We start from the raw sequence: 22588 nt of genomic DNA, 5'->3' as shown, positions 1-22588 counted from the left end.
CGCATTTGTAGGCCGGGTAAGCGCTAGCGCCACCCGGCACAATTCCACAAGGACTAACGCATTACCCGGTCGTCAACATACTGACGTTTATCCGGCGCTGGCGGGAAATACTGGTACAGCCAGGTTTCACTGATGGCATCGCCCTGGCAGCGCAGGAACAGGCGCATATCCACCGGCTCCGTCGAATCCGACGTTGGGTACCAGTCAAACAGAATACGGTATCCATCAAACGGCTCAACGTAGAGGATCTCAACCTGCTTCGCTTCACCGCTGGAGAGCGTAATCACCGGCTCGATACCTTTTGGCGCTGCGGCCTTCAGGTCGCCACCGACGAAGTCGATAGCAAAGCGACGGGCCCACACTTTCGGGTAATTTTCGCCCGGCGCCCAGCCTTCCGGGAACCCGCCCATGCCGGTGCGGGTGGCAAAAACGTTGGCCAGCGGAGAACGCACCGGCGGCATAGCGCTCCAGTACAGGCGATATTTGAAGTCCAGCTCGTCGCCCGCTTTGACGGCTTTTTCCGGCTGCCAGAAGCACACCACGTTATCCAGCGTTTCACCGGTGGTCGGGATCTCCATCAGGCCAACCGAGCCTTTACCCCAGTCGTTACGCGGTTCAACCCACAGGCTCGGGCGTTTGTTATACCAGCCCATCACGTCCTGATAGTGCGAGAAATCGCGATCGAGCTGCAGCAGACCGAACCCTTTCGGGTTTTTATCCATATAGGCATTGAACTGCAGCTTCTGCGGGTTGTTCAGCGGACGACAGATCCACTCCCCGTTGCCGCGCCACATCGCCAGACGATCGGAATCATGAATTTGCGGGTGAATGGTGTCACACATGCGGCGTTCGTTATTGCCGCAGCTGAACATGCTGGTCATCGGCGCGATGCCGAGCTGTTTAATGTCTTTACGCGCATAGAGGTGATTTTCGACTTCCATGATCACCTGGCTCTTCTCGCAGTGGATCACGAATTTATAAGCCCCGGTGATGCTTGGGCTGTCGAGCAGCGTATAGACGGTAAAGGTCGTGTCACCCGGCTTGACGGTCTCAAACCAGAAGGAGGTAAAGTCCGGGAACTCTTCCGGAGTGTCGGTGAAGGTGTCGACCGCCAGACCGCGCGCGGAAAGACCGTACTGGTAGGTGTCATCCACTGCGCGGAAATAGCTCGCCCCCAGGAAAGAGACGATATCGCGACGCGCCAGCTCAGGCGCCTTAAAGGCGCGGAAGCCTGCAAAACCGAGATCGCTTTGCCCTTCCAGCTGTTTGGTATCCACGCCCGTTTCACCGTAGCTGAACAACTCCGGGCGGAAGTGGATCTCGCGCGCCATCGAGGTGGACTGGTCCAGCGAGAACATCCGCACGCGGCGGCGGAACCCCATCCCCATATGGAAGAACTGCACGTCCAGCTGACGCCCTTCAACGTTGTTCCACAGAGACTGTTTTTCATCGTACCGGATGGCGTTGTACGCCTGTGGCGTCATGGTTGCCAGCGTGTCCGGCAGCGGACGCGGCGCGCCACCCCATGGGGTTTTCGCCAGGTCATGCGCCATGGATTGCAGTACGGAGAAGTCAAAACGACGGCTCTGACCGTCAGCAATGTCAGAGTCGGCAGCGTATGCCGCTTTGGAAAACAGGGAAGCAAGGCCGGATGTGCCGCTCAGGGCTGCCACTGCCAGCGAGCCTTTTAGAAAACGTCTGCGATTCATGCCTGGAAAAACGTCCTTATGGTCGTGTGAATGTGTTCCGCGCTCGGCGAAATGACGGCAAGAAAGAACGCACAGCCTAAACAAAAATGGTTAAGAATCCAATTGTTGGCCGGTGATTATCTGAACAAAGTGAGAAATATTTTCTGTCGACCAGAACGGCCCGAAAGTGGTGTAAAGAAAGCCTGGAAAATGTGTATAAAAATGCCCCGGCGCGACATCGTTCGCCGGGGCTAATGAGGCGGTTATTTTACGCTGACATCGATACCCGGAAAGTACTTATCAGCGAGTTTAGCGATCGTGCCGTCGGCACGTACTTTATCAATCGCGGCATCAAGCTGCTTTTTGGTGGCCTCGTCCCCTTTACGCAGCCCAAAACCGATCCCACTGCCGAGGATAGTGTCGTCAGACACCGGTTTGCCGATGAAGCCAAACCCTTTACCCTGCGGCTTGCTGAGAAAACCTGCCTGCCCGGCCGCGGACATGACCAACGAGGCGTCGATACGGCCATTCAGCAGATCGCCCCAGGCCATATTCTGATCTTTATAAGACACCACGGTGACACCCTGCTTTTCCCAGTGCTCTTTTGCATAGGTTTCCTGAATCGACCCCTGCAACACGCCGATAGTTTTACCCTTCAGCCCTTCTGGCGTGGCCTCGACCGCCGTGCCAGCCTTGCCGACGAGCTGCGACGGAATACGGTAAATCGGCTGGGTAAAATCAATGCTCTTGCGGCGCTGCTCGGTGATGTTCATCGCCGAGTTGATGGCGTCAAATTTCTTCGCCACCAGGCCCGGGATCAGCGCATCAAATGAGGTTTCCACCCAGCTGCATTTCAGCGCAGCCGCTTTGCAAATGGCATTCCCCAGCTCAACGTCAAACCCTTCCAGTTCGCCCGCCGCATTGCGGCTCTCAAACGGCGGATATTCCGCTTCCAGACCGTAACGCAGCTCGGTGGCCGCGAAGGAGGAAAATGTACACAGCAATCCCATGCCGACTACTAACGCGCGTAATTTCATCTAATACTCCTCAGCGTGGTTTAACCCGACACAGGGCCTGGGCACCTGCCCGTAACGTCGCCTCATCTTTCGCAAAAGAGAGACGAATCAATTTATTATCCGTACCGTCCGCATAAAACGCCGACAGCGGGATGGTGGCAACGCCGTACTCGACGATCAGCCTTTTCACCAGCTCGCTGTCGCGCTCGTCGCTGAACTGGCTGTAGTCCGCCAGCATGAAGAACGAACCGGCGCTCGGCAACAGCGTAAACGGTGAATCGGCCAGCAGACTGTGCAGCAGATCGCGCTTGCGCTGGTAAAACGCCGACAGCGACAGCCAGGTTTGCGGGTCGACCATATGCTCAGCAAACGCGTGCTGCATTGGCGTATCGGCAGAAAACATTAAAAATTGATGGACTTTACAAATCTCGTCCATCAACACCACCGGGGCCACACAGTAACCCACGCGCCACCCGGTGACGTGATAGGTTTTTCCGAAAGATGAGATAATCACGCTGCGCTCCGCCAGCTGCGGATGCGTGGCCATCCCGTGGTGCGGCTCACCGTCAAACACGACGTGTTCGTACACTTCGTCAGACAAAATAATGATGTCGGTATTGCGCGTCAGCGCCACCAACTGCTGCAGGTCATTGGCTGAGAACACCTGACCGCTCGGGTTGTGCGGCGTATTGATGATGATCATGCGCGTGCGCGGGGTGATCGCGGCGCGAACCTCGTCCCAGTTGACGGCAAAATCCGGCACCGTGAGCTTGATGGCGATCGGGGTTGCCCCCTGCAGACGGACAATCGGCGCGTAGCTGTCAAATGACGGCTCAAAGTAGATCACCTCATCGCCCGGATGCACCAGCCCGCTAATCGCCGAATAGAGCCCTTCGCTGGCGCTGGCGGTGACCAGCACCTCGCTGGCAGGGTCGTACTGCGTGCCGTAGAGCGTGGCAATTTTATCAGCAATACGTTCTTTGAGCGGCTGCAGACCGGTCATCGCCGCGTACTGGTTATGCCCCGCCTCCATTGCGCGGGTGACGCTCGCGACAAGCTTCGGGTCGCAGGAAAAATTCGGCGCGCCCTGAGAAAGGTTAATGGCGTTATGCTGCGCCGAGAGCTGGCCGATAACGGTAAAAATGGTGGTTCCCACATCTGGCAGTTTGGAGCGCGTTTGTACCGGCGTTCGTAAAGTCATCCTGTTACCCTTCTCATGGTCTTTGCATAACTATTCAAACAACATCTGTGCTGTCGGGACAATCGAATTGTTGTCATAATAGCCATGAGAAAAATGCATAGCTGAGGTATTTTCATGTCGCGCCGTTCGCTCCCGCTCAATGCCATCGACGCATTTTTAGTCACCGCGCGTCATCTGAATCTTACCCATGCTGCCGCCGAGCTTTGTCTGACGCAGGGGGCCGTAAGCCGCAAAATAGCCTCCCTTGAGGCGTGGTTTGGCTTTCCACTTTTTGAACGCCACGCGCGCGGCCTGCGCCTCTCTTCGCAGGGCAGCGCCCTGCTGCCGGAACTGCAGTCTGCTTTCGAACACTTGCTGGCCGTGGCCGATCAGGCCCGCAGCCAGCAAACCGTGATCCGGCTCAAGGCCCCCACCTGTGCGATGCGCTGGCTGGTGCCGCGCCTGCTGGAGGTGGAGCGCGAGCAGCCGGAACTGCAGATTGCGCTGACCACCACCACCGATCATAACGTCAATTTCAAAACCGAATCCTACGACGCGGCCATCGTGTTCGGTACGCACATGAGCGCGGGCGATCTGCTGTTCGAAGAGGCGCTCACCCCGGTAATAAGCCCGGTGCGGGCAGGTGCAGCGCTTGGATCGTTAACGTTTCTTCACCCGACAAGAGATAAGACAGACTGGTCTCTGTGGCTGACGAAACAGGAAGGCCCCGGCTTTGTCATGCACAAAAATCAACACTTCGACACGATGGATCTGGCGATTACGGCCGCCATTCAGGGGCTGGGCGTCGCCATTGCCGACGAAACGCTGGTGGCAGAAGATGTCCGCGCCGGAAGGCTGATGCGGCCCTATGAGACGAGCATAAAAACCGGCGCGAGCTACCGGCTGGTGCTGCGCGAAACGCCTGGCGAGGAAAATGGACTGGCGGCGTTTCGCGCCTGTTTGCTTAATCGAGACTGACGTGATGCTTCATCACCCGCTTGAAGAGGCTCATGCGGGCGCGCATAAAGCGGTTTTCAAGCCTGAAATCTGCATGTTTATTCACGCCTATGCGTAGCAGAACGTCCCGTCCTTTGCGACACGCGGGCCAGTGCGTCGGCCCTGACAGGCTGTCGCGACGACCGGCGTTACGCGCAAAGCTCACCCAGTAGTCGGCTACCTGGGCAGCAAACTGCAGATCCCGCGCATTAACATACTGGCGCGAGGGCTCCACCTGGCCCAGCGTGTCGAAGACGTAGGGAACCTCGTTGCCGTGCCAGGCGCCGTTGATATAGGTGGCGTGTTCCGCTTCCGCGACGTAGTCAAACCAGTAGCGCCAGCACAATCCACCGACGCGCTGCTGGGCCTGCATCACCACATAGCCCATCGTCGTAAACGCCATGTCGCGGCACACCTGTCTGCCGAGCTCTTCATCACCTTTTACGCCCGGATAGAGCAACTTAATCAGCCCCAGCCCGAAGCGGCGCTCCCGGCGAAGCTTCTGAATTTGCCCGGCGAGATCGATGCCAAACACCGCCATCACGCTGGCTTCATCGCTGTTGGAACCAATCATTACCGGCACGGGGTGCTGACGAGCAGCGAAAAAGACGTCCAGCATGGCTTCCGGCAAAACGCAATCCCCGACGATGGGCGCCGGGGCAACGTTCAGCGGCGCGGTCAACGGCCAAAACGCGTCGGGCGGAATGGCGCGCAGCTCCTCGGCCGTTGCTTTCTCCAGGCCAAAATGGGCGGCCAGGGCTTCTCCTTTCTGCAGCGCCTGCTTACGCGGCGTGTCCGGCAAGGTATAGCCGCTTTGCACAATCGCCTTATGGAATAAGCCTTCTGCCAGCGGAGAGGCCAGCAGCGAGAGCACGCTGCGCGCGCCGGCGGATTCACCAAACAGGGTCACGCAATTCGGATCGCCACCAAACGCGGCGATATTCTCACGCACCCATTCGAGGGCGGCGATCTGATCCAGCAGAGCAAAATTATGCACCACGCGATCTTCTTCCCCTTCCAGTGCAGGATGGGCAAAAAAGCCGAGATGGCCGAGACGGTAATTGAGCGTCACAACAACCACGCCGCGCGTGGCCAGCGCTTTGCCGTTATACGGCGGCAGGCCACCAGCACCAATTGTAAACCCGCCCCCGTGCAACCAGACCATAACCGGAAGCGGCTCCGCGCGCTCTGTGGGAGACCAGACGTTAAGATAGAGACAATCTTCAGAAAACTGGCCCGGATCGCCGCCGCCCAGCTCCTGACAATACTCGCTGCTTTGCCAGCTGGAGGGCGAAAACGCCGTGGCCTCGCGCAGGCCCTCCCAGCGTTCAGGCGGCCGTGGAGAGCGCCAGCGCCAGTGACCTACGGGAGGCGCGGCGTAAGGGATCCCGTACCATGCATGCACATCATCATCAGTGAAACCAGCCAGTGCGCCGCAGCGCGTTTCAACCACAGGGGCGGAAGGATTTTGCATAACGACCTTATTTTTTCCATCACACCCCAGCAGAGTAACGATTTCAGAGCAAACCGCAACGCTGTTTGCTGCGCGTTTCAGCCTCCTGATAGAGCGTAAACTCGTCATACACCGGGCAGCCCAGCGCCACTTCAAACGCTTCACGGCTGGCATTACCGTGGCTTCGCGCCTGGGTTTCGTTCCCAAGATTGGACTGGAAAATCCCGGCAGCGCTGACCGGGAGGAAATCTTCGTAGGTGATCGGCTGGGCAACCACCCATCCGCGCTCTATCAGCGGCTGCGGATCGTCGCCGGGACGGAACGCATGACGATGGGCTTCCCCCGCTGGCGTCAGACGATAGCGAAAATAGGCCAGTTCCTGACGGCGCATTAACAGCTCGCTGTCCGGGAAGGCGCTAAATATCTCCCGTAAATGCAGCTGGTGCGTCAGATTATCTTTACCGGTACCGGCCTGGGCGAGCAGGCTATCGTACAGTTCTCGTCCTTTCGGGGTCAGCGCCACGCCGCGCTGCTCAATCTCACCGAAGCGCGCGGTGTGGGTGCCCTTATGTTCACCGGCAAACAGCACCGGCTCTTCCAGCGCCTTGAAGCTGGTTTGACGCAATAAGACCGGCACTTCGCGACGAGGCGGCCCTTCGATCACAATTTTTGGCTCGATACCGTACTTCGGCATCAGCTCCTGCACCCGGTCAATATCCAGCGTGCGCGGCGTAAGGTGGTTAATATGGCAGCCAGGGAAGCAGACCACATCGGCAATCAGCCGGTGCTCGTTATGCAGCGCCTGATAGGTTTCCTGATCGACCGTCGCATGACGGTGCCAGCGGAAGGTTTCCAGCGCTTCCTGCACAAACTCGCGCGCCTGTGCGTCTGTAAACTGCCCTTCTGCGTCATACAGATCGAGAAGCGCCAGACAGCGCGGGGTAAAGATGTTCCGGTGAGAAAGGATCTCCGCGGCACGCTCGCGCAGCGTGACGTTGTCAATCAGTTCGAGGCGCAGGAGTGAGGTAAAGATACGAAACGGATTTCGACACAGCGCGGCATCGTCTATCGGGCGAAACGCCGTGGAGTGAACCGGCACCCCGGCCTGTGAGAGATCGTAATAACTGACCGGGTACATGCCCATAATGGCAAACATACGGCGCAGGGTTGACAGTTCCTGCGCCGAGCCGACGCGGATTGCCCCGTGACGCTCTACGTTCAGGCGTGCAAGTTCATCGGCGTTTGCCAGTTGTTCATGTAATAGTGGGTTATTTTCCAGAACCGCCAGGTTTACGTCCGCAACCAGTTCAAGCAAGGTGCCGTACTGCGGAACTTCCTGCTGGTACATCGCCGACATAGCCTGCGAAAAGTGTTCCCGAATGTCATCAGCCGTGATGGTGTTCGCCATGATGTCATGCCTCCAGTGAATATTACCTGGAGTGTAGAGAAACCCGTTCGTTCCGGGGGGAAGAATTTCTGAATTGTGATCTTAAGGCGACAGTGGTCAAACCGTGTGCTATGGCCCCTGAACGGCCACAACGAAACCGCCCTTTCGCCTCGTTCTATTCTCCTGGATTTTAATAATTATTTAGGGTTCCGTTTTCTAGCCATAAAGGAGTATATTTATTCACACCTTAGCGGTTGCAAATTAATCAGATGCAGCACCCCGTTATTTTTATCCTCTGCATTCAGTTTTTTAGCAAAAACTTAGGACTAATCCGATCTTGTGTTTACAAGTCCTTCCTGCCCCTCCTTATTTTATCGATAAGCGAAGCGTGAGCGCTTGAATATTTAGAAATAACGCAACCGCAAATAGCCAAACGCATTTGACGAATGACGAACAGCGACTAGAGTTATTACTCGAACGACGAGTGATACGGAATATTTTTCGTATCGTACTGACATAACCAATATATGACTATGAGGTTTAATATGGCAGAGCATCGTGGTGGTTCCGGTAATTTCGCTGAAGACCGTGATAAAGCATCAGAAGCTGGACGTAAAGGCGGCCAGCATAGCGGCGGCAACTTTAAAAACGATCCGCAACGCGCTTCTGAAGCGGGTAAGAAAGGGGGACAGAACAGTCACGGCGGAGGCCGTAAATCTGATAACTCCTGATCTTATTTAAAACTCTTTTAATAAAATCAGAGAGTATGCTGCGGGCTGAAAGGCTCGCAGTACCCTTTCATTATTTTACCGGAGCGTAATTATTATGAATATGAAAAGCGTTGAGGATGTCTTTATTCATCTTCTGTCGGATACCTACAGCGCGGAAAAACAGCTTACCCGCGCGCTGAGCAAGCTTGCCCGCGCCGCGTCCAGTGAGAAGCTGAGCGCAGCCTTCACCGCACACCTTGAAGAGACGCAGGGTCAGATCGAACGCATCGACCAGATCGTCGAACAGGAAGACGGTATCAAGATTAAGCGCATGAAATGCGTGGCAATGGAAGGCTTAATAGAAGAAGCCAATGAAGTCATCGAAAGCACGGAAAAAAATGAAGTGCGTGATGCCGCGTTAATAGCCGCTGCGCAAAAAGTCGAGCATTACGAAATAGCCAGTTACGGTACCCTTGCCACACTCGCAGAACAGCTGGGCTATAAAAAAGCCGTTAAACTTCTTGCCGAAACGCTGGAAGAAGAAAAAGAAACCGATCTTAAACTCACCGATCTGGCCGTTGGAAATATTAACCAAAAAGCGCAGAAATGACGCAATAACACAGGTTAAATAAAATGAGCATCAGTCCCAGGACAATTAAACGGTGCCATTTAACGGCAGCCATAATATGGTTCATTCTCGCTATCCCTTCCGTAATATGGTGGAAGAACAGCGTGCTATGGGTCATTATCATCAGTATTTACGCTAATATTGTCGGCCATTTATCTGGCTACAGTGCCGCGCGTGCCGATCAGGCTGCTGAAAGTGAGACCAAATAAGCGAACCCATTATGAGGATACAATAATGAATCACGTAGAACACTACCATGACTGGCTACGCGATGCCCATGCGATGGAAAAGCAAGCCGAATCAATGCTGGAATCCATGGCCAGCCGTATCGATAATTATCCTGATGTTCGCGCCAGAATCGAGCAACATATTAATGAGACAAAACGGCAAATTACATTGCTGGAGGAAATCCTCGACCGTAATGATATTTCTCGTTCGGTTTTAAAAGATTCGATGAGCAAAATGGCGGCGCTGGGTCAATCCATCGGCGGCATGTTCCCTTCTGACGAAATCGTGAAGGGTTCGATCAGCGGCTACGTGTTCGAACAGTTTGAAATCGCCTGTTATACCTCCCTGCTAGCGGCGGCCAAAAAAGCAGGTGATGTCGCCTCGGTGCCTGCAATTGAAACCATTCTTGCCGAAGAGCGCGAGATGGCCGACTGGTTGATTCGTCATATCCCGCAAACGACGGAACAGTTCCTGCTGCGTTCAGACGCGTCGGGTGTCGAAGCGAAAAAATAACCACAGGAGAGTGCGCATGTTTCGACACGTTAAACAGCTGCAATACACGGTTCGCGTCGCTGAACCAAACCCTGGCCTGGCCAATCTTTTACTGGAACAGTTTGGCGGTCCGCAGGGCGAGCTGGCAGCCGCCTGCCGCTACTTTACGCAAGGCCTGAGCGATGACGATCCGGGCCGTAAAGATATGCTGATGGATATCGCGACCGAGGAGCTAAGCCACCTCGAAATCATCGGTTCCCTGGTGGGGATGCTGAATAAAGGCGCGAAAGGCGCGCTGGCGGAAGGAGTGGAAAATGAGGCCGAGCTGTACCGGTCTATGACCGAAAACGGTAACGACAGCCACATCACCTCCCTGCTTTACGGTGGCGGCACCCCGCTGACCAACTCTGCGGGTGTGCCGTGGACGGCGGCCTACGTCGATACCATCGGCGAGCCGACGGCGGATTTGCGCTCTAACGTGGCCGCCGAGGCCCGGGCGAAGATCATCTATGAACGGCTGATCAACGTGACCGACGATCCCGGCGTGAAGGATGCGCTGGCGTTTCTGATGACGCGTGAGGCTGCGCACCAGCTCTCCTTTGAGAAGGCGCTACAGTCCATTCGCAATAACTTCCCACCGGGAAAACTGCCGCCAATCGAGGAATTCACCAACAAGTACTACAATATGTCTGAAGGTGGAGAGGTTCGCGGAAGCTGGAACAGCGATAAACATTTCGATTACGTTGAGTCCCCCCAGCCTGCCGTTGATGGCGGAGACGGTAGCGCAAGCGTGACGCTGACGACCGAACAGGCAACCCTGGTCAAGGCGATGTCTGCCCGCACGAAGTCCGATCCACACGCCGACCCGCTGACCGGTGCCGAGCTGGGCGCCGGTAAGAAAAAACCGTAATCGGTTTTGCCGGGCAGCCATAAGCTGCCTGGCAATTCTCGTGCCCCATCGTTTCAGAGGTACGGACCATGTTCGAACTCGATGCATTTCATCTGGCCAGAATTCAGTTCGCTTTTACCGTCTCGTTCCATATTCTTTTCCCCGCGATCACCATCGGGCTCGCCAGCTATCTGGTGGTGCTGGAAGGCATGTGGCTACGCACCAAAAATGACGTCTGGCGCTCCCTGTACCACTTCTGGCTAAAGATATTTGCCGTTAACTTCGGTATGGGCGTCGTGTCCGGGCTGGTGATGGCATACCAGTTCGGCACCAACTGGAGCGGATTCTCCCAGTTCGCGGGCAGTATTACCGGTCCACTCCTGACGTATGAAGTGTTAACCGCCTTCTTCCTGGAAGCGGGCTTCCTCGGCGTGATGATGTTCGGCTGGAATAAGGTTGGTCCGGGCCTGCATTTCTTCTCGACCTGCATGGTGGCGCTCGGCACGCTGATGTCGACCTTCTGGATCCTCGCCTCCAACAGCTGGATGCACACGCCGCAGGGTTTCACCATTCAGAACGGTCAGGTTATCCCTGAAGACTGGCTGGCAATCGTTTTCAACCCCTCTTTCCCGTACCGTCTGATCCATATGGCTATCGCCGCCTTCCTGAGCAGCGCGCTGTTTGTTGGCGCATCAGGCGCGTGGCACCTGCTGCGCGGTAACGATACCCCCGCCATTCGGACCATGTTCTCCATGGCGATGTGGATGGCGCTGCTGGTCGCCCCCATCCAGGCCGTTGTGGGCGATATGCACGGCCTGAACACGCTTGAGCATCAGCCGGCAAAAATCGCCGCCATCGAGGGGCACTGGGAAAATCCGCCCGGCGAGGCCACCCCGCTGCTGCTGTTTGGTCTGCCGGATATGGAAGAGGAACGCACCAAATACGGCCTCGAAATCCCCGCGCTCGGCAGCCTTATCCTGACGCACAGTCTGGATAAGCAGGTCCCGGCGCTGAAGGACTTCCCGAAAGAGGATCGTCCAAACTCGACCATCGTTTTCTGGTCGTTCCGCGTTATGGTCGGGATGGGCCTGCTGATGATTACCCTGGGGTTGATCAGCGTCTGGCTGCGCTATCGCCATCGGCTTTTCCACTCGCGTCCGTTCCACTGGTTTGCCCTCTGTATGGGGCCTGCCGGTCTGCTGGCGCTGCTGGCGGGCTGGGTGACTACCGAAGTGGGCCGTCAGCCGTGGGTCGTTTATGGCTATCTGCGCACGGTCGACGCGGTTTCCCTGCACAGCACTCTGCAGATGAGCATCAGCCTGCTGACGTTCTTCGTCGTCTACTCGTCGGTATTCGGCGTGGGCTATGTTTACCTCATCCGGCTGATTAAGAAAGGCCCTCAGCCTGTTGATACGCTGACGTCAAATACCTCGGGCACGCCCGCGCGTCCGCTGTCTGCCGCTGAGTCTGTTCCGGAAGAGGAGAAAATCTGATGGGCGTCGATATCTCAGTTATCTGGTTTGCCATCATCGTGTTTGCCACGCTGATGTACATCATCATGGATGGCTTTGATTTGGGGATCGGCCTGCTGTTTAACTTCGTGGGCGATGCCAGAGAGCGTGACGTGATGGTCAACAGCGTGGCGCCGGTCTGGGACGGAAACGAAACCTGGCTGGTGCTCGGCGGCGCGGGCCTGTTCGGCGCGTTTCCGCTGGCCTATGCGGTAATTATTGATGCGCTGAGCATCCCCCTCACCGCGATGCTGATCGGCCTCATCTTTCGCGGCGTCGCCTTTGAATTCCGCTTTAAAGCCACGCCCTCACACCGCAAATTCTGGGACTACTCCTTTGCAGGCGGCTCCCTGCTCGCCACCTTCAGCCAGGGGATCGTGGTGGGCGCCGTGATTAACGGCTTCGACGTGGAGGGGCGGCGGTTTGTCGGCTCTGCGCTTGACTGGCTCACCCCCTTTAACCTCTTCTGCGGTATCGGGCTGGTCGTCGCCTACACGCTGCTGGGCACCACGTGGCTCATTATGAAAAGCGAAGGTGCGCTGCAGGCCCGCATGCGCGAACTCACCCGCCACGTGCTGCTGGCGCTGGTTGTCGTTATCGCGGTGGTGAGCATCTGGACGCCGCTCGGCTGGCAGTACGTGGCCGACCGCTGGTTCACCTTGCCCAACTTCTTCTGGTTCCTGCCGGTTCCTCTGCTGGTAGCGCTCTTCAGCGTGCTGATCTGGCGCTTGACGCGCAACCCTAACAGCCACGCGCGCCCCTTCCTGCTGACGCTGGGGCTAATCTTCCTCGGGTTTAGCGGGCTCGGTATCAGCCTGTGGCCGAACATTATTCCGCCGCGTATCACCCTGTGGGAAGCCGCGGCGCCGCCTGCCAGCCAGCTGTTTATGCTGGTAGGGACATTACTGATTATTCCGGTGATTCTGGTGTACACCGCCTGGAGCTACTACGTCTTTCGGGGCAAAGTTTCTGACACTGAAGGTTATCACTGAGGGACGTTATGACTGACTGGCATACACGAGCCATTATTTATCAGATTGATACTGCGCTATTTTATGATTTGAACGGCGATGGCTGCGGGGACATCGCCGGGATTACGGCCAAGCTACGTTATATTCGCCGCATGGGGGCGACGGTAATCTGGATCACCCCGTTTTACCTCACCCCCTTTCTCGATGAGGGCTACGACGTCAGCGACCATCTCCAGGTAGATCCTCGCTTCGGAAAACTGGCCGATATCATCGCCTTTATCGAACAGGCCCGGGAGCTGGGCATGCAGGTCATTATCGAGCTGCTGATCCAGCACACGTCGGATGCGCATCCCTGGTTCCAGCAGGCCCGCCGCAACCCGGCGTCACCCTATCGTGATTATTACCTGTGGTCGGATAACGACGAGGACGATACTCCCCCCATGTTCCCTGGCGTGGAAGAGAGCATCTGGACCTGGGACGACGAGGCGGGACAATACTATCGGCACATGTTCTATCGCCACGAGCCGGATCTGAACCTCACCTCTCCTGCGGTGCTGAAAGAGATTGAGAACATCATCCTCTTCTGGCTCAAGCTGGGCGTGTCGGGTTTTCGCCTGGATGCCGCATCCCACCTCACCACGCAGGCAGGAAACGGGGATGAAAAAAAGGGGCTGTGGATCCTCGAACATATGCGTCGTCTTATTGAGGAGCATAATCCGGACGCGATCCTGCTGGGTGAAGTTGATGTCGAGGTGGAAGCCTATCAGGACTACTTCGGCAATAATGACCGCCTGAATCTGGTGCTGAATTTCTGGCTCAACAAGTATTTCTACGTCAGCCTGGCGAGGAAAAGCGCCCGCCCGCTGCGCAATGCGGTGAAGAAGATGATCGCCCCGCCTGATTCCTGCTGCTTTGCCAACTGGCTGCGCAATCATGACGAGCTGGATCTGGAAGGCATTAGCCAGAAAGATAAACAGTTTGTCCTCGACACGTTCGCGCCTGATGAAGAGATGAACGTCTATCAGCGCGGGATCCGCCGCCGCCTGGCGCCGATGCTGAATGGCGATCAAAAACGGCTGGCGTTCTGTCACGCGGTGCTGTTTTCCCTGCCGGGTGTCCCGGTGATGCGCTACGGCGACGAGATAGGCATGGGTGACGACCTGGATCTGGAGGAACGCTACGCCGTCCGCACCCCGATGCAGTGGGCGGGCTCACAGGGGGGCGGATTTTCCGCAGCCGATCCGGATAAATTTATTGCCCCGATTATCGACCACGGCCCTTATCGCTATCAGAAAATTAACGTCGCCGATTCGCTGCTCCACCGCAACTCGCTCCTGCACCGAATTATTGATATTGCCAATACCCGCTCGGAGTTTCCCGAAATTGCCGTTGCGCCCTTTCATCTCATCACCATCGATCATGACGCGGTGCTGGGGATCTACTACGAAACCGACGAGCGCAGCATCCTGACCTTCGTTAACTTTAGCGACCAGCCTGTGACGTTCAGCGCCAGAGGGATCCGCAATGCCACCTGGACCGCCTGTCTCGCGGACAAACGCTACGACGATGCGCTGATCTGCGGCAAAACCGTTCAGCTCAGTCTTGGCGGCTACGGCTATCGCTGGTTCTGGACACGCCGTAGCGCGCTGCGATAATTATGTTTTCCGGCGCGTTAGCAAGCGGGTCACCATAATCCCCGCCACCGCGAGGGCCCCTAATGCCACTTTACCCGGCATACCGGAGGTGACGGACGGCGCGCGGTTTTTTGCCTCGTCAGTGAAGCGACCATGGATTTTGTGCAGATCGTTAACCGGCCGATCGAGGTAGTCCTGGCGATCCGGCGCGTTCAGATCGTCAGTCATCTGGCCCTCCCAGGCTTTTTTCACCATCAGCCGGTCAAGAAAACCGGGGAAGAGAAACTGACCGACAATCGACTGGATGGTGCTGCCGCCTACCCACAGCTCCCGTACCGGTTTTTGCGCCACCCTGAAGATGGCGCTGGCGGCGACCTCAGGCTCAAACACCGGCGGCACCGGGCGCATCGCCCAGGCGAACTTATTCCTTGCCCATTCAAACTGCGGGGTATTGAGCCCCGGCATCTGGACCATCGAAAGCTGAACCCGGCTGTTCTCATGCATCAGCTCGGTACGCACCGCATCGGTAAACCCGCGGATCGCCGCTTTGGCGCCGCAGTAGGCTGACTGCAGCGGAATAGAACGATAGGCCAGCGCCGAGCCCACCTGGATAATCACGCCCCTGTCGCGCGGAACCATGAGCTCCAGGGCAGCGCGGGTGCCGTTCACGTAGCCGAGGTATGTCACGTCAGTCACGCGTCGAAACTCGTCCGGCGTGAGGGTACGAAACGGTGCCAGGATGGCCCCCATGGCATTGTTAACCCAGACATCAATCGCCCCGAGGCGATACTCAATTTCGTTAGCGGCATCCACCACCGCCTGGCTGTCGGCGACATCCGCCTGTACGGCGTGGGCATTGACGCCAAACCGCCGTAGCTCCTCCTGAGTGGAGTGCAGGCTTGCTTCATCCCGCGCGATGAGCCCCACATCGTAACCTGCCTTTGCAAAGCGCAGCGCCGTGGCTTTTCCCACGCCCGCCGTTCCGCCGGTAATCACTATGACAGCCATACAACCTCCGCGTGCGTTTAGCCGTTATTCCAGTCCGACAATGTTGTCACCAGTTCAGACAGCGAAAAATGCACCGCTTTTTCCACCACGTCCTGACAGTCGCCGGAGAACAGTACGGTGCGGGTTTTCGTCTGGCCGCGTATATTCCAGGCAAAGCAGACCGTCCCCGCCGCCGTGCCATCGTCGCCCCCTTCTGGCCCGGCATAGCCGCTGATGGCGATGCTGATATCAGCCTCGGCAATGTCGCGGATACTGGCGGCCATCTCGGTGACGGTTTGTTCACTGACGGCGGTATACCGCGCGAGCGTCTCAGGACGAACGCCAAGGATCCGCTCTTTCGCGGCATCACTGAACACGACCAAACCGACATCATAAAAATCGGCGGTGTTCTCTTCCGCACAAAGCGCCACCGAGAGCTTTCCTCCCGTACAGGATTCCGCCGTAGTTAAGCGAAGCCCGCGATCGGTTAATTTGCTTGCCAGCTTTTTCGTCAGTTCACCCACCGTATTATTACTGTCGTGAAAAAGATTGCTCATCTTGCCGCCTCTTATTTCTCGAAAGGAATGATTGAAATATGTCCATTGCGCTCAAGTATGGCATATTTAATTTTACTCATTTCCGTAATGCCATTATTCTGCCGCGCCGACACCAGAATATCATCGCAAGATACGTCGACTTTCTTAAGTTTATCTGCTAAAGGCACGCCGTTCTCAACCAGAATCACGGGGGTGCCATCCAGAATATTTTCCACCGGGGAAAAGTATTTCTTCATTAGCCCAAATATAATATCCACTACCACCAGGGTGGTAATCGTAATCATCGCACCGGTGACGGAGAAATCTTGTCCAAGGAGCGCCTGCTGTGTGGCTTCACTAATAATCAAGAGCAGAATGAGATCAAAACTGGTCATTTGCAGCAGCGCGCGTCGTCCGGCCACTTTAAATACCACCATGAGAAACAGATAAATAGCCATCGCGCGAAAGACCATATCCATATCAGCCTCCTACGGGTAAATAAATTGCCAGAGGGTAATTTCCGGCTCGTTGTTTACGCGGATGACCGTGTCCCACTTACCGGCTCTGGACGGTGTCGTGAAGAGCAACACAGAGAAATTGTCTGACCTTTTAAGGTTGTTATAGACAAAATAGAGGGTTTTCCCGCGGCTGAACATGGTGTCCGGTTGCGGCCATACGCTGCCGGGCTCATACGCGTCGCTGCTCTCGCTGGTCATGCTGAGGGTATACTTCCCCTCTGCTTGTACCGGAAACGCGAGCTGCATTCGCGTCTCTGTCTCCCGCCGTCCAAAGCGTTCATAGTTTATGGACAGTGATTTAGCGGAATTCGTTTTTACCGTATCGCTGACCATTCCGCTTGAAAACAGACCGGCAATGGCCGCGACGATAATACCTAGCAGAGCAATAAAACCCACCTGACGAAACGCGTATTCAAACGTCAGCAAGCGATAACTCTCATCTATCCCGGGTAAGTTTTCATTTTCACGCTTCATGGCCGTCGTCACCGTTTCGCTTATTATCCGATAATTTTGATTTCTAACGCGAATGTTTTTAGGACTTATCACATTTGCCACATAAAGGAATAGCAACAATACTTAATAAGTCAAGACACCCAAAATGAAGGATATCAGATGAAATTATCGCTTATTTCCGCTTTTTTGATATTTCTGGTTCCGGCCGCATGGGCAGATAATAACGGCGGGTTACAAAAAGGTGAAGCACCGCCGCCCCCGCACGCTCTTGATAGCGGATATCGCGGAACCGACGACGCGCGTATTATGACCATCGTTCAGGCAAAACAACTGCACGATGGTGCGACAATTTCCCTGCGCGGTAATCTTATTGACGGTAGCGGCGATAAATTTGTATTTCAGGATAAAACCGGAAAAATAGACGTTATTATTCCCCAGGCAGTCTTCGACGGCAGAATGGTAAAACCCGATCAGATGATCAGCATCAACGGCTCGCTTGATAAAAAATCATCCCCTGCCGTCGTCCGTGTCGATCGTTTGCAGAAATAATTCAGCGAAGCGTTAACGCTGCAACTATCCATCAAATCTCACCCCTTGGCTTAAGGAGTCAGCTATGAGTGATACTACACAACGTACGAACGCTTACCCGCAGCCCCCGTTCCCGGAACAGCCGCAAACGCCGCCGGGACTGGCATCCGAAATGCAACCTGTACCCGACCACGGGGAACAAAGCTATAAAGGACATGGCCGCCTTGCCGGCAAAAAAGCGCTGATTACCGGTGGTGACTCCGGTATTGGTCGCGCGGTGGCGATCGCCTATGCCCGTGAAGGCGCTGACGTGGCCATCAACTACCTGCCGGAAGAAGAGAAAGACGCGGTTGAAGTCATCGACCTGATCAAAGCGGAAGGCCGCACGGCCGTCGCGCTTCCCGGCGATGTGCGGGACGAAACCTTCTGCGAGAATCTGGTCGATGAAGCCGTCTCCAGACTCGGCGGGCTGGATATTCTGGTGAATAACGCCGGCCGTCAGCAGTTCCGTGAATCGTTAGAAGAGCTGACCACGGAAGATTTTGACGCGACGTTCAAAACCAACGTCTATGCGCCTTTCTGGATCACGAAGGCGGCGCTGCGCCATCTGAAAGCGTCTTCCGTTATCATTAATACTTCCTCCGTTCAGGCGGTGAAGCCCAGCCCCGTGCTGCTGGATTATGCCCAGACAAAAGCCTGTCTGGCGGTATTCACCAAAGCCTTAGCCAAACAGCTGGGTCCGAAAGGCATTCGCGTCAACGCGGTCGCCCCAGGCCCTTACTGGACGGTGCTGCAATCCAGCGGCGGCCAGCCGATGGAAAAAGTGAAGGAGTTCGGGGGCGATACGCCGCTGGGGCGTCCGGGTCAGCCCGTGGAGATTGCTCCGCTGTACGTCACGCTGGCCTCGGATGAATGTTCATTTACGTCCGGCCAGGTGTGGTGCTCTGACGGCGGTGACGGCGTAATCTAAACCACTTAGCAATTCCCCCCTCCGCAATGAGCAATAAATGAACAAGGACGTTCGCTTTTATTCCCTGCCGAAAAATTTGTTGTAACTCAAACAGATCAAATGTTAAAAATATTTTGCTATCAAGTTATCAAAATTAAACAACTTAACTTGTCACCCGCATCGCTCTGTTTTTAACATCGCCTATGGAAAAAAATGGTCTGTTCAGTCAGCGCATACGCTTGCGCCATTTGCATACATTTGTGGCCGTCGCTCAACAGGGAACGCTGGGGCGTGCGGCTGAAACTCTTAACCTGAGCCAGCCTGCGCTCTCCAAAACCCTCAACGAGCTGGAACAGCTGACCGGTGCCCGCCTTTTTGACCGCGGTCGGCTGGGGGCGCAGCTTACCCTCGTGGGCGAGCAGTTCCTCACGCACGCCGTGAAAGTCCTGGATGCGCTCAATACTGCAGGCCAGTCCCTGCACCGAAAAGCAGAGCAGGCCAGCGAGGTCGTGCGCGTGGGTGCCTTGCCTACCGCGGCGCTGGGCATTCTTCCCCCGGTTATCGGCCAGTTCCACAAGCAGCAGCGGCATACCACCATTCAGGTTGCCACCATGAACAACACCATGCTGCTCGCGGGGTTGAAATCGGGCGAGTTGGATCTCGGCATCGGTCGAATGTCCGACCCGGAACTGATGGGCGGGCTCAATTACGAACTGCTGTTCCTGGAGTCCCTGAAGCTGGTAGTGCGCCCCGATCACCCACTGTTGCAGGATACCGTAACGTTAAGCCGCGTCATGGAGTGGCCTGTTGTGGTTTGCCCGAAAGGAACCGTCCCGCGCCAGGCCGCCGAAACATTACTGCAGATGCAGGGATGTACGCTGCCTTCAGGCTGTATCGAAACGCTTTCGGCCTCGCTTTCGCGCCAGCTCACGCTGGATTATGACTACGTCTGGTTCGTCCCCTCCGGGGCGGTGAAAGACGATTTGCGTCAGGGAACGCTGACCGCCCTGCCGGTGACCGCCCCCGGCGCCGGTGAACCTATCGGCATTTTGACCCGGGTGGATACCCCGCTTTCTATTGGCGCGCAAACGTTGCTGAGTGCCATTCGTAAATCAATGCCTGTCTGACACCTTTCTCCCCTCACCCTAACCCTCTCCCCAACGGGGCGAGGGCATTGCCCTGCGCGCTAATCAATTAATGCGAAATTATTCATTAACAATTGCGTAAAACAATTTAACAGTTTTATCATAACGACGAATTCACCAAATGGTTCGCAAATCATTTTATAAACCCGAATTCACTCATAATAATCATTACTCTCCCCGCAATTATTACCCAACTGGTACACACCCAACACGGCGGGGGGATCGAAAGGAGAAAGACATGGCATTTGGCAGCGCGCCGCGCGGGATACCTCGTATTCTGCAGTGGCTTCTTGCCGGACTGATGATGCTCATCGGTCTGGCCGTCGGCGGGTTGGGCTTTAAGCTCGCCACCGTGGGCGGAAGTAGTTACTTCCTGATTATGGGCGTGGTAATGGTGATTGCCGCGATCCTGATTTTTCTTAATCGCAGCAGCGGGATCGTGCTTTACGGTATCGCGTTTATTGCCTCGCTGTTCTGGGCGGTAAGCGATGCGGGCTGGGATTTCTGGCCGCTCTTCTCCCGCCTGTTTACCTTTGCCGTACTGGCCTTCCTCTGCGCCATCGTCTGGCCTTTCCTGCGCGCAGCAAACCACAGCGCACCGAACAAGGCGCCCGCTTTTGGCACCGCGGCCGTGCTCGCGGTTGTGATGCTGGTTAGCCTGGGCTGGATGTTTAAGCCGCAAACCCTCGTGGCAGCGAACGAGCCCGTGCCGGTGAAACCCGTCGCGCCCGGCGAGCAGCAAAAAAACTGGGAGCACTGGGGTAACACCACGCACGGCGACCGCTTCGCCGCGCTGGACCAAATTAACAAACAAAACGTCAGTGACCTGAAGGTCGCCTGGGTTGCACACACTGGCGATATTCCGCAGAGCAACGGCTCCGGCGCGGAAGATCAGAACACGCCATTGCAGGTTGGCGACACGCTTTATGTCTGTACCCCGTACAGCAAAGTGCTGGCGCTGGACGTGGATTCCGGTAAAGAAAAATGGCGCTACGATTCCAAAGCCACCGCGCCTAACTGGCAACGCTGCCGCGGTCTTGGCTACTTTGAAGAACGCTCAAGCGTGACAACGTCACAGGCTGAGACTCAGCCTGCGGCCTGCCCTCGCCGCCTGTTCCTGCCGACCACCGATGCCCGCCTGATTGCCATTAATGCGGATAACGGCAAAGTCTGCGAAGACTTTGGCGACCATGGCACCGTGGATCTGAGCATCGGCATGGGCGAGATCAAGCCCGGGTATTATCAGCAAACCTCCACACCGCTGGTTGCCGGGAATGTCGTTGTCGTCGGCGGTCGCGTCGCGGATAACTACTCCACCGGCGAACCGCCGGGCGTGGTGCGCGCGTACGACGTTCACACCGGTAAGCTGGCCTGGGCGTGGGATCCGGGTAATCCGAACATCACCGGCCTGCCGCCGGAAGGCCAGACCTACACGCGCGGTACACCGAACGTCTGGTCTGCCATGTCTTACGACGCTAAGCTGAACCTGATTTACCTGCCAACCGGCAACGCCACCCCTGATTTCTGGGCGGGCGAGCGTACCGCGCTGGACGATAAGTACAGTTCCTCCATCGTCGCCGTTGACGCAACCACTGGTCAGGTGCGCTGGCATTTCCAGACCACCCACCACGACCTGTGGGACTTTGACCTGCCTTCCCAGCCGCTGCTGTACGACCTGCCAGACGGTAAAGGCGGCACCACCCCTGTGCTGGTGCAGACCAGCAAGCAGGGCATGATTTTCATGCTTAACCGCGAAACCGGCAAGCCGGTGGCGAAGGTTGAGGAACGTCCTGTTCCGGCGGGTAACGTTGAAGGTGAACGCTACTCTCCGACCCAGCCGTATTCCGTTGGCATGCCGATGATTGGCAACCAGACGCTGACCGAGTCCGACATGTGGGGGGCGACACCTGTCGACCTGCTGCTGTGCCGCATTCAGTTTAAAGAGATGCGTCATCAGGGCGTCTTCACCCCGCCGGGGCTCGACCGTTCCCTGCAGTTCCCCGGTTCTCTCGGCGGGATGAACTGGGGCAGCGTCTCCGTTGACCCGAACAACAGCCTGATGTTCGTCAACGATATGCGCCTGGGGCTGGCAAACTACATGGTGCCGCGCGCTAACGTGGCGAAAAACGCCAGCGGCATTGAGATGGGTATCGTTCCGATGGACGGCACGCCGTTCGGCGCAATGCGCGAACGCTTCCTGTCACCGCTGGGCATTCCGTGCCAGAAGCCGCCGTTTGGTACTATGTCGGCCGTTGACCTGAAAACCGGCAAGCTGGTGTGGCAGGTCCCTGTCGGCACGGTGGAAGATACCGGCCCGCTCGGCATTCGTATGCACATGCCAATCCCAATCGGGATGCCGACGCTCGGGGCATCGCTTTCTACCCAGTCCGGTCTGCTGTTCTTCGCCGGCACGCAGGATTTCTACCTGCGCGCGTTTGATACCGCCACCGGGAAAGAGATCTGGAAAGACCGCCTGCCGGTCGGTAGCCAGTCCGGCCCGATGACCTACGTGTCGCCGAAAACCGGTAAACAGTACATCATCATTAACGCCGGCGGCGCTCGCCAGTCGCCGGATCGCGGTGATTACGTTATCGCCTATGCGTTACCCGATAAGAAGTAACGGATGAAAAAAGGGACCTTTCGGTCCCTTTTTTTTGCCCGGTGGCGCTACGCTTACGCGGGCCTACAA

General features: G+C 56.4%; 22 protein-coding genes. 13 read left to right on the top strand and 9 right to left on the bottom strand.

Going from position 1 to position 22588, the window contains the following annotated elements; translation table 11 throughout:
- Window positions 1-53 precede the first annotated feature (53 nt).
- The 3 genes from E3U32_RS20465 to E3U32_RS20455 form a co-directional block, all read right to left on the bottom strand.
- A complete protein-coding gene (locus E3U32_RS20465; RefSeq protein WP_134350251.1) occupies window positions 54-1709 on the bottom strand; it encodes a glucan biosynthesis protein D in 1656 nt (551 codons plus the stop codon).
- 242 nt (window positions 1710-1951) lie between these two features.
- Complete coding sequence (locus E3U32_RS20460) at window positions 1952-2725, bottom strand: transporter substrate-binding domain-containing protein (protein WP_025756391.1); 774 nt, start codon at window positions 2723-2725, stop codon at window positions 1952-1954.
- Window positions 2726-2735: 10 nt separating this feature from the next.
- Entirely contained in the window at window positions 2736-3905 is a 1170-nt protein-coding gene (locus tag E3U32_RS20455; protein ID WP_134350250.1) for a pyridoxal phosphate-dependent aminotransferase, read from the bottom strand.
- A gap of 114 nt (window positions 3906-4019) precedes the next feature.
- On the opposite strand from E3U32_RS20455, the gene E3U32_RS20450 reads away from it, so the two are divergent.
- Window positions 4020-4862, top strand: a complete 843-nt coding sequence (locus E3U32_RS20450; protein WP_134350249.1) for a LysR family transcriptional regulator — start codon at window positions 4020-4022, stop codon at window positions 4860-4862.
- On the opposite strand, the gene E3U32_RS20445 is transcribed toward E3U32_RS20450, so the two are convergent.
- Window positions 4849-6354, bottom strand: coding sequence for a carboxylesterase/lipase family protein (locus E3U32_RS20445; protein ID WP_134350248.1), 1506 nt, complete (start codon window positions 6352-6354; stop codon window positions 4849-4851). The genes E3U32_RS20450 and E3U32_RS20445 overlap by 14 nt on opposite strands.
- Before the next feature lie 43 nt (window positions 6355-6397).
- Complete coding sequence (gene hglS / locus E3U32_RS20440) at window positions 6398-7741, bottom strand: 2-oxoadipate dioxygenase/decarboxylase HglS (protein ID WP_134350247.1); 1344 nt, start codon at window positions 7739-7741, stop codon at window positions 6398-6400.
- Between the two features lie 524 nt (window positions 7742-8265).
- On the opposite strand from hglS, the gene E3U32_RS20435 reads away from it, so the two are divergent.
- The 8 genes from E3U32_RS20435 to E3U32_RS20400 all read left to right on the top strand — a co-directional run bounded on the left by E3U32_RS20435 (window position 8266) and on the right by E3U32_RS20400 (window position 14804).
- Window positions 8266-8451 carry a general stress protein gene (locus tag E3U32_RS20435; protein ID WP_004136767.1) on the top strand — a complete coding sequence of 62 codons (186 nt, stop codon included), beginning with the start codon at window positions 8266-8268 and terminating at the stop codon, window positions 8449-8451.
- 94 nt (window positions 8452-8545) lie between these two features.
- Window positions 8546-9040: a ferritin-like domain-containing protein gene (locus tag E3U32_RS20430; RefSeq protein WP_023311678.1), complete on the top strand. Its 495-nt coding sequence runs from the start codon at window positions 8546-8548 to the stop codon at window positions 9038-9040.
- A 23-nt stretch (window positions 9041-9063) separates the two neighbouring features.
- The gene (locus E3U32_RS20425) at window positions 9064-9267 is read left to right on the top strand and encodes a hypothetical protein (protein ID WP_013096662.1); all 204 of its coding nucleotides are present in this window, start codon (window positions 9064-9066) and stop codon (window positions 9265-9267) included.
- Between the two features lie 25 nt (window positions 9268-9292).
- Window positions 9293-9799, top strand: coding sequence for a ferritin-like domain-containing protein (locus E3U32_RS20420; protein WP_024908416.1), 507 nt, complete (start codon window positions 9293-9295; stop codon window positions 9797-9799).
- A gap of 16 nt (window positions 9800-9815) precedes the next feature.
- Window positions 9816-10688 carry a manganese catalase family protein gene (locus tag E3U32_RS20415; protein WP_134350246.1) on the top strand — a complete coding sequence of 291 codons (873 nt, stop codon included), beginning with the start codon at window positions 9816-9818 and terminating at the stop codon, window positions 10686-10688.
- A gap of 68 nt (window positions 10689-10756) precedes the next feature.
- The gene (locus tag E3U32_RS20410) at window positions 10757-12160 is read left to right on the top strand and encodes a cytochrome ubiquinol oxidase subunit I (protein ID WP_134350245.1); all 1404 of its coding nucleotides are present in this window, start codon (window positions 10757-10759) and stop codon (window positions 12158-12160) included.
- The gene (cydB, locus tag E3U32_RS20405; protein ID WP_134350244.1) at window positions 12160-13170 is read left to right on the top strand and encodes a cytochrome d ubiquinol oxidase subunit II; all 1011 of its coding nucleotides are present in this window, start codon (window positions 12160-12162) and stop codon (window positions 13168-13170) included. Before E3U32_RS20410 ends, cydB begins: the two co-directional genes overlap by 1 nt.
- A gap of 8 nt (window positions 13171-13178) precedes the next feature.
- Window positions 13179-14804, top strand: a complete 1626-nt coding sequence (locus E3U32_RS20400) for an alpha-amylase family protein (RefSeq protein WP_134350243.1) — start codon at window positions 13179-13181, stop codon at window positions 14802-14804.
- Here E3U32_RS20400 and E3U32_RS20395 read toward each other — a convergent pair whose 3' ends face one another.
- The 4 genes from E3U32_RS20395 to E3U32_RS20380 are packed head-to-tail and all read right to left on the bottom strand — an operon-like array spanning window position 14805 to window position 17298.
- On the bottom strand, window positions 14805-15791 hold the full coding sequence (locus E3U32_RS20395; RefSeq protein ID WP_134350242.1) for an SDR family oxidoreductase: 987 nt from the start codon (window positions 15789-15791) through the stop codon (window positions 14805-14807). It lies immediately after the preceding gene.
- 17 nt (window positions 15792-15808) lie between these two features.
- Window positions 15809-16327, bottom strand: coding sequence for a 2-oxo-tetronate isomerase (locus E3U32_RS20390; RefSeq protein ID WP_134350241.1), 519 nt, complete (start codon window positions 16325-16327; stop codon window positions 15809-15811).
- 11 nt (window positions 16328-16338) lie between these two features.
- Window positions 16339-16785 carry a DUF421 domain-containing protein gene (locus tag E3U32_RS20385; protein WP_134350240.1) on the bottom strand — a complete coding sequence of 149 codons (447 nt, stop codon included), beginning with the start codon at window positions 16783-16785 and terminating at the stop codon, window positions 16339-16341.
- Window positions 16786-16794: 9 nt separating this feature from the next.
- Window positions 16795-17298, bottom strand: a complete 504-nt coding sequence (locus tag E3U32_RS20380) for a hypothetical protein (protein ID WP_134350239.1) — start codon at window positions 17296-17298, stop codon at window positions 16795-16797.
- Window positions 17299-17436: 138 nt separating this feature from the next.
- On the opposite strand from E3U32_RS20380, the gene E3U32_RS20375 reads away from it, so the two are divergent.
- From E3U32_RS20375 to E3U32_RS20360, 4 genes are all read left to right on the top strand, one after another.
- On the top strand, window positions 17437-17826 hold the full coding sequence (locus tag E3U32_RS20375; protein WP_134350238.1) for a YdeI family stress tolerance OB fold protein: 390 nt from the start codon (window positions 17437-17439) through the stop codon (window positions 17824-17826).
- A 64-nt stretch (window positions 17827-17890) separates the two neighbouring features.
- Window positions 17891-18775, top strand: coding sequence for an SDR family oxidoreductase (locus tag E3U32_RS20370; protein WP_134350237.1), 885 nt, complete (start codon window positions 17891-17893; stop codon window positions 18773-18775).
- A 182-nt stretch (window positions 18776-18957) separates the two neighbouring features.
- The gene (locus E3U32_RS20365; RefSeq protein WP_134350236.1) at window positions 18958-19881 is read left to right on the top strand and encodes a LysR substrate-binding domain-containing protein; all 924 of its coding nucleotides are present in this window, start codon (window positions 18958-18960) and stop codon (window positions 19879-19881) included.
- A 256-nt stretch (window positions 19882-20137) separates the two neighbouring features.
- On the top strand, window positions 20138-22519 hold the full coding sequence (locus E3U32_RS20360; protein ID WP_134350235.1) for a glucose/quinate/shikimate family membrane-bound PQQ-dependent dehydrogenase: 2382 nt from the start codon (window positions 20138-20140) through the stop codon (window positions 22517-22519).
- The last annotated feature ends 69 nt before the right edge of the window (window positions 22520-22588 follow it).

Origin of the sequence: Lelliottia nimipressuralis (assembly GCF_004402045.1) — a bacterium.
Classification (GTDB): domain Bacteria; phylum Pseudomonadota; class Gammaproteobacteria; order Enterobacterales; family Enterobacteriaceae; genus Enterobacter; species Enterobacter chinensis.
This window is presented reverse-complemented; position numbering and strand designations above follow the sequence as displayed.